At 73.9% G+C, this 13,168-nt stretch carries 13 protein-coding genes; 7 read left to right on the top strand and 6 right to left on the bottom strand.

Translation table 11 applies throughout. The annotated features are described in order from the left end of the window. Positions 1–16 precede the first annotated feature (16 nt). The 6 genes from ACF07N_RS19505 (at position 17) to ACF07N_RS19480 (ending at position 5,769) form a co-directional block, all read left to right on the top strand. Positions 17–457 (top strand): DUF6299 family protein, encoded by a 441-nt coding sequence (locus ACF07N_RS19505; protein WP_392114397.1) that lies wholly within the window; start codon positions 17–19, stop codon positions 455–457. 170 nt (positions 458–627) lie between these two features. Then, positions 628–2,217 (top strand): ABC transporter substrate-binding protein, encoded by a 1,590-nt coding sequence (locus ACF07N_RS19500; protein WP_392114394.1) that lies wholly within the window; start codon positions 628–630, stop codon positions 2,215–2,217. 20 nt (positions 2,218–2,237) lie between these two features. Then, positions 2,238–3,206 (top strand): ABC transporter permease, encoded by a 969-nt coding sequence (locus tag ACF07N_RS19495; protein WP_392114391.1) that lies wholly within the window; start codon positions 2,238–2,240, stop codon positions 3,204–3,206. Then, positions 3,196–4,095 (top strand): ABC transporter permease, encoded by a 900-nt coding sequence (locus ACF07N_RS19490; RefSeq protein WP_392114388.1) that lies wholly within the window; start codon positions 3,196–3,198, stop codon positions 4,093–4,095. Before ACF07N_RS19495 ends, ACF07N_RS19490 begins: the two co-directional genes overlap by 11 nt. 98 nt (positions 4,096–4,193) lie before the next feature. Continuing rightward, a complete protein-coding gene (locus tag ACF07N_RS19485) occupies positions 4,194–5,123 on the top strand; it encodes an ABC transporter ATP-binding protein (protein WP_392114835.1) in 930 nt (309 codons plus the stop codon). Next, positions 5,116–5,769, top strand: a complete 654-nt coding sequence (locus ACF07N_RS19480) for an ABC transporter ATP-binding protein (RefSeq protein WP_392114385.1) — start codon at positions 5,116–5,118, stop codon at positions 5,767–5,769. Before ACF07N_RS19485 ends, ACF07N_RS19480 begins: the two co-directional genes overlap by 8 nt. A 12-nt stretch (positions 5,770–5,781) precedes the next feature. On the opposite strand, the gene ACF07N_RS19475 is transcribed toward ACF07N_RS19480, so the two are convergent. The 6 genes from ACF07N_RS19475 to ACF07N_RS19450 form a co-directional block, all read right to left on the bottom strand. Continuing rightward, positions 5,782–6,081 (bottom strand): hypothetical protein, encoded by a 300-nt coding sequence (locus ACF07N_RS19475; RefSeq protein ID WP_392114382.1) that lies wholly within the window; start codon positions 6,079–6,081, stop codon positions 5,782–5,784. A gap of 136 nt (positions 6,082–6,217) precedes the next feature. Beyond that, a complete protein-coding gene (locus tag ACF07N_RS19470) occupies positions 6,218–6,982 on the bottom strand; it encodes a class I SAM-dependent methyltransferase (protein ID WP_383583416.1) in 765 nt (254 codons plus the stop codon). Between the two features lie 91 nt (positions 6,983–7,073). Then, the gene (locus ACF07N_RS19465) at positions 7,074–8,270 is read right to left on the bottom strand and encodes an aminotransferase class V-fold PLP-dependent enzyme (RefSeq protein ID WP_392114379.1); all 1,197 of its coding nucleotides are present in this window, start codon (positions 8,268–8,270) and stop codon (positions 7,074–7,076) included. A gap of 5 nt (positions 8,271–8,275) precedes the next feature. Next, on the bottom strand, positions 8,276–9,595 hold the full coding sequence (locus ACF07N_RS19460) for a pyridoxal-phosphate dependent enzyme (protein ID WP_392114376.1): 1,320 nt from the start codon (positions 9,593–9,595) through the stop codon (positions 8,276–8,278). Beyond that, entirely contained in the window at positions 9,592–11,058 is a 1,467-nt protein-coding gene (locus tag ACF07N_RS19455; RefSeq protein WP_392114373.1) for a Y4yA family PLP-dependent enzyme, read from the bottom strand. The genes ACF07N_RS19460 and ACF07N_RS19455 overlap by 4 nt, the downstream gene beginning before the upstream one ends. Before the next feature lie 451 nt (positions 11,059–11,509). Next, a complete protein-coding gene (locus ACF07N_RS19450) occupies positions 11,510–12,058 on the bottom strand; it encodes a DUF488 family protein (protein ID WP_392114370.1) in 549 nt (182 codons plus the stop codon). 621 nt (positions 12,059–12,679) lie between these two features. Here ACF07N_RS19450 and ACF07N_RS19445 point away from each other — a divergent pair. After that, positions 12,680–12,865: a hypothetical protein gene (locus ACF07N_RS19445; protein ID WP_392114367.1), complete on the top strand. Its 186-nt coding sequence runs from the start codon at positions 12,680–12,682 to the stop codon at positions 12,863–12,865. Positions 12,866–13,168: the final 303 nt, after the last annotated feature.

The raw sequence follows: 13,168 nt of genomic DNA, 5'->3' as shown, positions 1-13,168 counted from the left end.
TCCGGGAGGTTTCCCCATGCGTGTACGTCCCCTTCTCGGCGCGGCGGCCGGTGCCGCGCTGCTGGCGCTGACCGGCGCCCAGGCGGCCCCGGCCGCCGCGTCCGCCGTCGCCCCGTACGAGTCCGTGACCGTCGACGCGGTGGGCCGCATCGCCGCCGACGGCACCGTCACCCTGTCCGGCACCTACCGCTGCGCGAGCTCCAGCGGCCCCGTCTTCGTCAGCTCCTCCCTGAGCCAGGGCCTGTCCACCACCCGCTACGGCGTCGGCGGCACCCGGGCCGTGTGTGACGGTGCCGTGCACCGCTGGGTGAACACGGGCCGGCCCGCGCCCGGCGTGCTCGTGCCCGGCGCCGCCCGCGTCGAGGCCACCCTGATGGAACTGCGCACCTTCAGCGGCCTGCCGCTGCCCACGTTCCACGCGACCTCCGGGCAGGACATCACCCTCACCCAGGGCTGAGGCGCCACCTGAACGGACCGGCGGCGGGCCCGGCTTCGGCGCCCGCCGCCGGTCCGTGCGTCGGTGACCTGGCTCCTCCGCGCCACGAGGGTGCGCGACCACCCCCCTTGGCTGTTTAATTGCGAAGTCTTGGCAACAACCTGACTAGCGCAACAAGGGTGTGAGGTCACATGTCGACCCGTCGGATACGAGGGGCCGCCGTCACGGCGGCGCTGGCCGCGGCGGTCACCGCCTGCTCCGCGCCGGGCAGTGGTGGCTCGGGCGACGGCGCGTCCGCCGGATCCGTCGTCATCGGAGTGGCCTCCGAGCCGGACACGCTGAGCCCGCTGCTCGGCTACGGCAAGGACGGCAACTCCAAGATCTTCGACGGGCTCCTCGCCCGCGACGCCGGCCTGAAGCTCAAGCCCGCCCTGGCGGCCGCGCTGCCCGAGGTCACCGACGGCGGCCGCACGTACACCTTCACCCTGCGCGAGGGCGTCGAGTTCAGCGACGGCGAGCCGCTGACGGCCGCCGACGTCGTCTACACCTACCGGACCGTGCTCGACGCGAAGACGAACAACACCTTCAAGAGCGAGCTGGACGCCGTCGAGGAGGTCCGGGCCAAGGGCGACGACCAGGTCGTCTTCACCCTCAAGTACCCCTACGCCCCCTTCGCCGCCCGCACGGTCCTGCCCATCGTCCCCGAGCACCTCGCGGGCAGGCAGGACCCGAACACCGGGTCCTTCAACACCGAGCCGGTCGGCACGGGACCGTACGTGCTGTCGAAGTGGAGCAAGGGCGAGAAGCTCACCTTCAAGGCCAACCCCCGCTACTGGGGCGGCGCGCCGAAGGTGAAGAGCTTCACCATGGCGATCGTCGCCGACGACAACGTCCGCGCCACCCGCCTGCGCTCCGGCGACCTCGACGGCGCCGTCCTCCCGCCCAACCTCGCCGCCACCTTCAAGAACGACGACGGCAAGCGCACCTACCGGGCCCGCTCCTACGACTTCCGGGCCGTCACCCTCCCCACCGCCGGCAAGGTCACCGGCGACCGCGCGATCCGCCGGGCCCTCGACGCCGCCGTCGACCGCGAGGCCATGGTCGACCGGATCCTCGACGGCGCGGGCCGTCCCGCCTACGGGCCGCTGCCCGCCGACGACCCGGCCTTCAGCAAGGCCGTCGAACGCGCCCACGACCTCGGCAGGGCGAAGAAGATCCTGGACGAGGCCGGCTGGAAGCCCGGCGCGGGCGGCATCCGCGCCAAGGATGGACAGCGGGCCTCCTTCACCCTGCTCTACCCCTCCGGCGACAAGGTCCGCCAGGACCACGCCCTCGCCTACGCCTCCGACGCCAAGGAGGCCGGCATCGACGTGCGTGTGGAGAGCGCCACCTGGGAGGTCATCGAGCCGCGCATGAAGGACACCGCCGTCCTCGCCGGCTTCGGCAGCACCGGCGACCCCGACTTCGGCCTGTACACCCTGCTGCACTCCTCCGTCGCCGGTGACGGCTTCAACAACATGGCCCGCTACGACAACCCGGCCGTGGACCGCGCCCTGGACGAGGCCCGCCGCGGCCAGGACCCCGACCAGCGCCGCTCCGCCTACGCCACGGTGCAGCGCGTCCTGGTGCAGGACCCCGGCTACACCTTCCTCACCCACATCGACCACCTCTACGTCCTGGCCGACCGCTGGGACGGCCTGACCACCCAGCTGGAGCCGCACGAGCACGGCTTCGCCAGCGGGCCCTGGTGGAACATCGAGGACTGGCAGCCGAAGAAATGAGCCGTCCGCCCTGGGGAGCCATGGCACGGCTGGCGGGACGGCGGGCCCTGTTCGCCGTCCCCGTCCTGCTCGTCGTCACCTTCGGCGTGTTCGCCATCGCCGCCGCCTCCCCCTTCGACCCCGTCAAGGCCTACGCGGGCACCGCCGCCCTCGGCGCCGACCAGGAGACCCTGGACCGGCTGCGCGACAACCTCGGCGTGGACCGGCCCTTCGCCGCGCGCTGGTGGGACTGGCTGACCTCCGCGCTCACCGGCGACCTCGGCCACTCCAGCGTGCTGCGCCAGCCGGTCGCCCAGGTGATCGGCGAACGGCTCGTGTGGTCCGCGCTGTTGTGCGCGGTCGCCTTCGCCGCCGCCGTGCTGGTGGGCACGCTCCTCGGCGTGCTCGCCGCCCGGCGCCCCGGCTCGGCCGTCGACCGGGCCGTCACCTCCCTCGCCTACACCCTGGAGGCGGCCCCGGTCTTCTGGATCGCGCTGCTCGCGATCTGGCTGTTCGCCCTCCAGTGGGACGTCCTGCCGGCCGGCGGGCTGACCGACACCGGCAGCGAGCGGGTGACGTTCGGTCAGGTCACCAGTCACCTCGTGCTGCCCGCCGGGGTCCTCGCGATCTCCCAGCTGCCCTGGTTCACGCTGTACGTCCGCCAGGGCGTCGGCGACGCGCTCGCCGAGGACCCCGTGCGCGGCGCCCGCGCCCGCGGCCTGAGCGAACGCACCGTGCTGCTCGGGCACGCCCTGCGCTCCGGGCTGCTGCCGGTGCTGACGCTGATCGGCTCCCGCGTGCCCGAACTCATCACCGGTGCGCTGCTGGTGGAGAGCGTCTTCAGCTGGCCGGGCATAGCCGCCGCCACCGTCGAGGCCGCCACCGCCGTCGACTTCCCGCTGCTCGCCGGGCTGACGGCCCTGGCCACCGCCGCCGTGCTCGCCGGAAACCTGCTCGCCGACCTGCTCTACGGACTGTTCGACCCGAGGGTGAAGCTCAGTGACATGTGACGCACCGGCGCCCGCCGCCTCCCCGGCCGAGAGCGCCTGGCGGTCGCACGGACCCAGGCGCCGCTCCACCCGCGCCCTGCGCGTGCGCACCTCCGCCGCGCTGGTGGCCGTGACCGTCCTGGCCGTGTTGCTCGTACCGCCGCTGGCCCAGCTCGACCAGCAGGCCGTCGACCTCGCCGCCAAGCTGCAACCCCCCTCGCCGCGGCACCCGTTCGGTACCGACGAGGTCGGCCGCGACCTGCTGCTGCGCTGCGTCTACGGACTGCGCGTCTCGCTGCTGGTCGGCGTGGCGGCGGCGGTGACCGCGACCGTCGTCGGCACCGCCGTGGGCGCGGCGGCCGGGGCGCTGGGCGGCTGGGCCGACCGGGCCCTGATGCGGGTCGTCGACACGTTCTCCTCCGTGCCGCACCTGCTGCTCGGCATCTTCATCGTCGCGATGTTCCGGCCCGGGGTGTGGCCCGTGGTGATCTCGGTCGCGCTCACGCACTGGCTGTCCACCGCCCGCATCGTGCGCGCCGAGGTGCTGTCGCTGCGCTCGCGGCCCTACATCGACGCGGCCGTCTCCGGCGGGGCGTCCCGGTGGCGGGTGGCCGTACGGCACCTGCTGCCGGCCGTGGTGCCCCAAGCCGCCCTGGCCGCCGTGCTGATGGTGCCGCACGCCATGTGGCACGAGTCGGCCCTGTCCTTCCTCGGCCTCGGCCTGCCCACGCACACGGCGAGCCTCGGCACGCTCGTGCAGACGGCCCGCGGCTCCCTCCTCGCCGGCCAGTGGTGGCCGACCCTCTTCCCCGGCCTCTTCCTCATCGTCCCCACCCTGGCCATCGCCGGCCTGGCGGGGGCGTGGCGGGAGCGGCTGCACCCCCGTCACCGATCGGAGCTGATGCTGTGAGCACCGAGACCGGCCCCGGGCCGGCCGGCACGGAGACCGGCCCCGCCTCCCACCCGGACCCCGTGCTGTCCGTGCGTGACCTCTCCGTGCGGTTCCTCATGCCCGGCGGGCGGCGCGTCGCGGCCGTCACCGGGGCCCGGTTCGACGTGGTGCCGGGGGAGTGCCTCGCCCTCGTCGGGGAGAGCGGCTGCGGCAAGTCGGTGCTGGCCTCCGCGCTGCTGGGACTGCTCCCGGGCAACGCGCAGACCGCCGGGTCCGCCTTCCTCGGCGACCTGGACCTGCTCACGGCCGGGGAGCGCACCCTCGCCCGCACCGTACGGGGCCGGCTCGTCGGTCTCGTGCCGCAGAGCCCGGCCGCCCACCTCACGCCCGTGCGCACCGTCCGCTCCCAGCTTGAGGAGACGGTCGCCGCCCTGACCGCGACCCGGGGCCGCACCGCCCTGCGCGCCGCCGCCGAGGCCGCCGCCGAACGGGCCGCGTTCCCCGCCACCCACCTCGACCGGTACCCGCACGAGCTGTCCGGCGGCCTCGCCCAGCGCGCGGCCACCGCCCTCGCCCTGGTCGGCGACGCCCCCCTGCTGCTCGCCGACGAACCCACCACCGGCCTCGACCGCGACCTGGTGGACCGCACGGTCGACGAACTGCGCCGGCACGTCGACGACCCGGGCGGGACGCACGGCGCAGGCCGGGCCCTGCTGATGATCACCCACGATCTGGCCGCGGCCGAGCGCATCGCCGACCGGGTCGCCGTCATGTACGCCGGGCGGATCGTCGAACTCGCCGACGCCACCGCCTTCTTCGGTGACCCCGGCCCCCGCCACCCCTACAGCCGCGGCCTCCTCCAGGCCCTGCCCGACCGCGCCTTCAGGCCCGTCCCGGGCATGCCGCCCGAACTCGGCGACCTCCCCGGCGGCTGCGCCTTCGCCCCCCGCTGCGCCCGGGCCACCGATCTCTGCACCGGCCAGGCGCCCCCGCCCGGCCCGGTCGCCTGCCACCACCCGCACGTGCCGGAGGACGTCCGTGCTTGAACTGCGCTCCATCACCGCCGGGTACACCAGGAACGCCCCGGTGGTCCGGGACGTCTCCCTGACCCTGGCCCCGGGCGAATCCGTCGGGCTGCTCGGCCCGAGCGGCTGCGGCAAGTCCACCCTGGCCCGGGTCGCGGCCCTGCTGCACCGCCCCGACTCGGGCACCGTCGTGCTGGACGGCACGCCCGTACGGCACTGGCGCCACCGCGCCCCGCGCGATCAGCGCACCGCCTTCGGGGTCGTCTTCCAGCAGGCCAGGCTCTCCGCGGACCCCCGGCTGCCGCTCACCGACCTGATCGCCGAACCCCTGCGCGCCACCGGCCGCGCCCGGGAGATCCCCGGCCGGATCGCCGAGCTGGTCCCCGCCGTCGGCCTCACCCCCGACCTGCTGACCCGACGGCCGCACGAGGTCAGCGACGGCCAGCTGCAGCGCGCCTGCCTGGCCCGCGCCCTGGTGCTGCGCCCGCGGGTGCTGGTGTGCGACGAGATGACCGCCATGCTCGACGCCTCCACCGCCGCCGCCCTGGTCGCCGCCGTCGAGGACTACCGGGCCGCGTCCGGCGCCGCCCTGCTGGCCGTCGGCCACGACCGCACGCTGCTGGAGCGGTGGTGCGACCGCACGGTCCACTGGAGCGGCCTGTCCTGAGACCCGTTCCGGTCAGTGGTCGTCCCAGTGCCCCTCGTGGGCGGCGTGGCGGTGCCCGTCGTGCACGTAGTCGGTGTGGTCGCCGTGCCGTACGGCCAGGTGGCCGCAGGTGTCGCCGTGCTGGTGGTCGTGGTTCTGGTGCACGGTGTGGCCGCCGGGGGCGCACTCGTCGACGTGGTCCCCGTGCATCCGGTGGACATGACCGTCGTGGGCGTAGTCGACGTGGTCGCCGTGCGGGAAGGCGAGGTGGCCGCAGTCGTCGCCGTGGGCGTGCGCGTGGTTCTCGTGGGTGCTGTGCTCGGCGGTGGTCATCGGGGCTCCTCGCGTGGGCTGGTGGCCGCCGGGGGACCGGCAGGGCGGCATCGCCCCGGGGCGCTCCTGGGTCCATGGTCCGGCGGCCCGCCCGCGGCCACCATCCGGCGGCGTCGGACGGGTGAGCCCGGGCGGGTCAGCGGACCGCGACCAGCACGCAGCTCTCGCCGTACTGCCAGACCGGACCGGCCTGCGCGAAGCCCGCCCGCCGGAGCAGGTCCAGGTGCACGGCGAGGGGGAGTTCGGCGGGGTGGCCGGTGCCGGCCGGCTCCGCGCGGCGCCGGCGCTCGGCGAGGAGGTCGGTGAGCTCCGGGTCCTCGGCGACGGCCGCCCACCAGGAACGCCAGTCCTCGTGGGCGAACACCCGCTGCCGCACCGCCCGGCACCGCCCGACATGCGCGGCGATCCCGGCCGGACCCGCCTGGTCCTGGGGGAGGTGGTCGCCGTTGACGAGGACGCCGCCGGGGCGCAGCAGCGCGGCGAGCTGCCGGTAGGTGCGCAGCAGGGTGGCGCGGTCGAGGTAGTGCAGGGCGGTGGTGGAGACGGCCGCGTCCAGCGGGCGGTCCAGGCCGAGGGCCCCGGTCCAGCCGTCGGCGCCGATCTCCGCGTCGACGTAGCGGGCGGCGTCCGGGTGGTGGGTGCGGCCCAGTTCCAGCAGCAGGGGGTCACGGTCCACGGCCACGATCTCCGCGTCCGGCAGCCGCCGGACCAGCCGGGCCGCCAGGGAGCCCGGACCGCAGCCCAGGTCGACCACGAGCGGCCGTCCGGCACGCCCCGCCACGACGTGCTCGACCACGTCGGCGATCACCGTGAACCGCTCCTCGCGGTCCACGGCGTACCGCTGCTGCTGGAGCTCCCAGCGCTCCACCCACCGCTCCGCCGTCGCCAGACTCAGCCCCATCCGGTCGTGCCACCTTGCCGTCTCGCACCTGACTGCTGCCGGGCCCGAGCCTACAGGTGGAAACGGTTCTCATTACGCTCAGCGGCTCCCGTCACTCGAGTGAGGCGAGAACGGACAGCAACCGGTCGATCTCCTCCACGGTGTTGTACACGTGCAGGCTCACCCGCACCGAGCCGGTCTTCTCGCCCGCGTCGCCCTGGCAGTGGTGGTCCGAACGCACCATGAAGCCGTGGCTGAACAGGATGAAGCCCAGATCGCCCGAGTCGACGGCCCGGTGCCGCAGGGAGACGATCCCCCGGCGCCGCTGCACGGGCGAGTCGGCGGCCAGGCTCAGCGGGCAGCCGAGGATCTCGTAGGCGTCCAGTCGGCGCAGCCCGTCGGTGAGCCGGGACGCCAGGTCGGCCGTCCAGCGCTCGATCCGGTCCACCCCCGCCGCGTCCAGCCAGTCCAGCGCCGCTTCGAGCGAGGCGATGCCCACCGTGTTCGGGGTGCCGCTCCACCCGCCGGGCACGAACGCCGGCCCGCGCGCCTGCCGCGCCCACACCGCACCCGAGCCGGGCAGCGCCAGCGCCTTGTGCCCGGAGAAGACCACGAAGTCGACGTCCAGTTCGGCCACCGACACCGGCACATGGCCCACGCTCTGCGCCGCGTCCAGGCAGATCACCGCGTTCGGGCCGACCGCCCGGCGGATGCGCTGCACGTTCATGTCACCGCCGTAGACGTGGTGCACGTGCGTGGTGGCGACGAACCGGGTGCGCGGCCCGGCCCGTTCCGCCAGCGCCCGGTGGTCGTAGTCCCCGGAGCCGCTCTGGTACGGCATCGGCACCACCCGCACCCGCACGCCCTCACGGGCCAGCTGCCGCTGCGCCTCCAGCCAGGGCACGATGTTGGCCTGGTGGTCGGCGTCCGGCACGACGATCTCGTCGCCGTCGCGCAGGAATCCCGGCAGCCAGTCGCGGGCGATCGTGCGCAGCCCCTCGGTCGTGCCGCCGGTGAAGTGCACGGCCGAGCCGCCGGGCCCCGGATCGCCCAGGAACCGGGCGACGCGCTCCCGGGTCCGCTCGACCAGCTCCGTGGTGCGGTTGGCCCACGTGTAGGTGCCGCGCGCGGAGTTGGCGTTGGACGTCGTGAGATAGGTCTGCACGGCGTCCAGCACGGCCCGCGGTTTCTGCGCCGTGGCCGCGCTGTCCAGGTACGCGAGCTCCGGATGGCCGGTGACGATCGGGAACTGGGCGCGCAGCTCCCGCTGCCACGGGCCGAGTTCCCCGCCTGCGGTCAGTGCGGTCACGGCCGTCAGTCCCGCACCAGGGGCGCGCCCGCGTCCCGCCAGGCGATGATGCCGCCCGCCAGGCTGCGCACGTCCGGATGGCCCATCCGGGTCAGCAGCGCCGCGTACCGGGCGGACTGCTCCCCGACCGGGCACGCCAGCAGCACCGGCCGGCTCCGGCTGAACGGCAGCCCGCCCCGCACCAGTTCGGCGAACAGCTCGTCGACGATGTTCACCGACCCGTCGATGTGCAGCGCCGCGTACGCGTAGGAACTGCGCAGGTCGACCACGAGCGGCCGGTCGGTGTCGATCCAGCGCCGGGCCTCGGCCACCGTCACCGACGGCGCGGCACCGACCTCCGCCTCCGACAGGTCGGCCGGCGAGTTCTTCCGCGGCGGGCGGCCCAGCAGATCGGGCCGCCGCTGCCGGACGTAACTCAGGTAGCTCTCCACCCGGTCGCAGACGACGAACACCGCCGTGCGCCGCTCCTCCGACTCCTCGTCCAGGGCGCGCAGATGACGCACCGCGCCGAAGTAGGCGGCCCCGCCGGTCGGCCCGCCCAGGATGCCGCAGCGGCGGTTCAGCGTGAGCATCCCCTCGATCGCCTCGTCGGCGGTGACCGACTCCATCGTGTCGTACGTGTCCGGGTCGAACAGGCCGACCTCCTGCACCTCGTCGATGGTGCGGATCCCGGGGATGAAGTCGGACTTGGCCGCGACCAGCCCGACCACCCGCACCGACGGGTCCTCCTCGCGCAGCGCGCGGGCCACGCCCGTGGAGGACCCGGCCGTGCCCACGCAGGCGACGAACCAGTCCGGGACCCGGCCGTCCAGATCCTTCACGATCTCCGGGCCGGTGCCGGTCAGATGGGCCTCGGTGTTGCGCGGGTTGAAGTACTGGTCGGTGTGCAGATACGCGTCGCCGGACGCCGACAGGGTCCGGTGGAACAGGGTCAGCGGATCGTCCGTCGCGGTCGGGTCCAGGCACTCGCTCTGGCCCGGCAGCTCCTCGATCTCCGCACCGAGCAGCAGCAACAGGTCCTTGATCTCCGGGACCCGCATCCGGTTGGTGACGCTCTTGAAGCGCAGACCGTGCATCCCCGCGACGACGGCCAGGGCCTTCGCCGTGTTCCCGCTGGACAACTCCACGACCTGGCTGCCCCGTGCGACCGCCTCATCCAGCAGGGGCCGGGCCATGTTCCACGCCGCCCGGTCCTTGACCGAGCCGAACGGGTTGAGCATCTCCAGCTTGGCGTACAGGTCGATGTGGCGCAGGCCGTGCACGGCCGGGTCGATCCGCACCAGAGGCGTGTTGCCTATCGCCTCGGTGATGCTGTCGTACCTCACTGGACTCCCCCCGAGGGCGTGATCGGCCAGAACTGGTCGTCGAGGCACCACCGCCAGGCGTCGCCGTCCTGCCAGGCGGCGACCTTGCGGGCGGCGGGCTGCTGCTGTGCGCGGGTGGCGTGGAAGTCCATGGCGTAGCCCGCGGTGTTGGCGAAGGCCAGCAGGTCGCCGGGGGCCGGGCGGCGCGGCAGGAACACCGTGCGCCGCGTGATCAGGTCGCTCTCCAGGCACAGACTGCCGAAGAGGTGCGCGGCGACGGGCCCTTCGCCCGCCGCGACTCCGCTCCGCGGGATGAGCACCGGGTCCATCAGCACGCCGTGGTCCTCCAGGGCGATGTCGTCCGCCTTCGCGGCCAGCCGTACGAGCAGGGCACCGTCGGTCCCATCGGTGCGCACCTCCAGCACCTTCGCGAGCGTCAGCCCGCACTGGTCCAGCAGGGCCCGGCCGGGCTCGGTGTACAGGTCGTACAGGTGCTCCAGCAGCAGCGCGGCCAGCGGACGCCCGCCCAGGGAGGGAGCGGGCTGCGCGAGCAGCTCGTCCAGGTACGCGGCGCCGGCCACCGACCGGAACGCGGGGTACAGGCCGAGCGAGCCGCGCAGGGTGCCGGACTCCTCACGCAGCCCGTAACCGTGCCCGCCCCAGGTCAGCGGCGGACGGCGGCCCATCACCGCCGCGGTGAGCTCACTCGTGTACGTCTCCCACTGCTCCCGCTCGGCGAGGTAACTGACGCCGAACCCGCCGCCCACATCCACGGCCCGGGGCCGCAACCCCCGGCTGCGGCACGCCTCCAGCACCGCCAGGCACCCTTCGAGGGCGGTCGCCTTCTCCGCCACGCTCGTCGTGTCCAGGTGGAAGACCACTCCGGTCGCGTCGACCGCGTCACCGTGCCGCTCGACCGCCTCCAGGAGCAGCTCAGCCTCCCGTACGGGGGTGCCGAAGCGGCTGCGCCGGCTCAGCACGCGCACGCCCGTCGTCTCGAACCCCGACAGCCGAGGCAGGACCCGCACCCTTGCCAGCCCGTACTTGCGTACCAGCGTGGCCAGTTGGTCCAGCTCCGCGGGCCCGTCCACGCCGACCGTGACGCCCGCGCGGGCCGCGAGCCACAGGAACTCCGGGTTCTTCGGCCCCGTGGCCATGATCCGCTCCGGGGAGAAACCGGCCCCCAACGCGTGCTGCAGCTCCTCCAGCGACGCGACGTCCACGCCCGCGTCCGTGGCGGCCAGGCGGCGCAGCAGCGCGCTGGACCGGTTGGCCTTGTGGGCGTAGAAGACCTGCCCGGACAGGTGGTGCGCGCGGTACACGGACCGGAACCGCTCCACGTTCTCCGCGATCTGGTCGGGCACCACGACGTGCAGCGGCGAGCCGAGCGCGTCGGTGAGCGTGTGCAAGATCCCCGCCGCCGCCGTGAGCGACCTCAGCCGTGCCTCCATCCGCGGTTCGAGAAACAAGGGCCGGCCGTCCATGCGCGCTCCCTCCCCTGAAGCCGCTGCGCCCGGCATCCGGGCACGTCGGACACTCCCCGCGTGTCGCCGTATGACCCATATCCATTCTTCGGTCGCTTTACGCCCTGTAAGGCCAGGGCCTGCCCTGCCGGCCGGGGCGAAGCGGATCACGACCGGAGCAGGCGGCGCGCGCCGGGCGCCCGGCCGTGCTCCCGGTCGTCCGTCCGGGAGCACGCCGCACGCATGCACCACACGCACCAGGGGTACCCGGCGGTGCCCGCGCACGACGGGGTGTGACGGAAGCGCGAGCGGGCCGTGTCCCGGGTGCGCGCGACCGATCCGGCCCCTGACCACCGCGGCCGCGACCGATTTTTTCCCCCCGTACGAGCGACCTGGACGGGGACATCCGCGCCGCGTCCCTGCGCGCGGGGTACGCCCCGGCCGCCGTCGCCGCGCTCGGCGAGGTCCCGACTCAGCCGCCCGCCGCCTCCCCTTCATAGCCGTCGTACACGAGCAGCCCGTCGTCCCGCAGCCGTGCACCGGCTGTCGGGGTGTGAGGGGTGAGGCGCCCGTCGTGCATGAGGTGATGGACCGGTACGCCCCGGGCGAGCACCGCGAAGTCGGCGATCAGCCGGCGGTGACACCGCCACCAGACGGCCTCGCTGCACATCACGGCCGTCCGGGCGTCCGCGGCCTCGCGCAGCAGGCGGTCCATCGCACCGACGAACCCGGGGGAGCGGGTGTGGGCGGCGTACCCGCGGAAGGACTTGTTGCGCCAGACCACGTCCGGGCTGTCCGCGGGCAGCGGCCGGAACCCGCCGAGGGCGGGCTCCCACCGGTAGCCGACACCACCGGCCGGCAGCCACTCCCCGAGCCGCTCCCGCAGCAGGTCGGGATCACGCCGGCTGCCGGGGGCGGTCCGCACGTCCACGACGACCGCGACCCCGGCCGCACCCAGCAACTCCGTGATCCGCTCCTGGCCGGCGGTGCTGTGGCCGAAGGTCAGCAGTGATGCGTCCACAGGGGCGGACTTTCCCGTTCGGGTGGGGCTACACCCCAACGGAGTGTGCCGTCGAGTGCTCGGAACCGGCGGACCCCCTGAGCTGCCGCGATGACACCGGTCTCGGGTCGCTGACTGCTCGGATGCAAGGGGAGCAGTTGGAGCGGCCACATACCCATGTCTCACACGACGGGCCGGACCCGGAATGGCTGCCTAGCTTCATCACCCCGCCCGAACAGGCGATGCGAGCCAGCGTGACGGAGTGGCTCAGAGCACACGGAGCCGACGACGACCTCCAGAGGCCTACAGAACTCGAGCCCGCCGACCGACTACGTGCGCGCAACACGGCCGCGCTCGACGCGCTCGCTCCGACGCTGCTCCCCTGGTGACCGCCTGGTGACCGCCTGGTGCCGCCGCCACGGCGTTCAGGTGCCCGCGGAATGGCACGGAGCGGTGCTGATGGAATGCAGGAGTCACATCGACGGGACCGGGCTGGGCGACCTGTTGCCCCTGAGCGAGGAAGAGTTGCTCAACCCCTCGGCCACGACTTCGCGGTCGCCTGGCGTGACACCACTCGGCTGTACGAGGTGGCCCGAGCGATCCGTCCGCCGTCGGGTGGAGTTCGAACTAGGACCGTCCGAGGTGGACGCGGCCCGCGATCACGCCCGCAGCAACCGCTACCGCATCCCGCTGATCACCTCCGCCCTCGTCCCGGAGGAACGCCGCGTCTTCGACCTGCCGAACCCGTTCTCGGCCCAGGGACGCGACCGTCTCAGCATGGTGAGCCGGGGAGTGCGCTATCCATGCTCTTCGGTGAGGAAGGGGTAGCGCGTCCAATCCGTACGGTGTGAGGCGAACCTTGCTCCATCGTGCTCAAGTCGCCATGAGCCGGCGATCCCGGACAGGCCCGCGTCGAGCGAGACGAACCCGTGCCCGTCCTCGGCCGCGTTCCGCCCGCAGCCAGCCGGGCGGGGACGGGCTGACCAGATGCAGCGCCCGCAGGCGCTCGTGGACCTCCGGCGACGACAGCGCGGTGTCAAGCAGCGCGGGCGCCCAGCCGAATGCCTCGCTTCACTCGTCCTCCTCGTCCGTCCCGTCGCCGTCGGACGAGGTGAGCCAGCCGTATGCCCG

This window comes from Streptomyces sp. NPDC015242, from assembly GCF_043079125.1.
In the GTDB taxonomy this organism is placed as follows: domain Bacteria; phylum Actinomycetota; class Actinomycetes; order Streptomycetales; family Streptomycetaceae; genus Streptomyces.
This window is presented reverse-complemented; position numbering and strand designations above follow the sequence as displayed.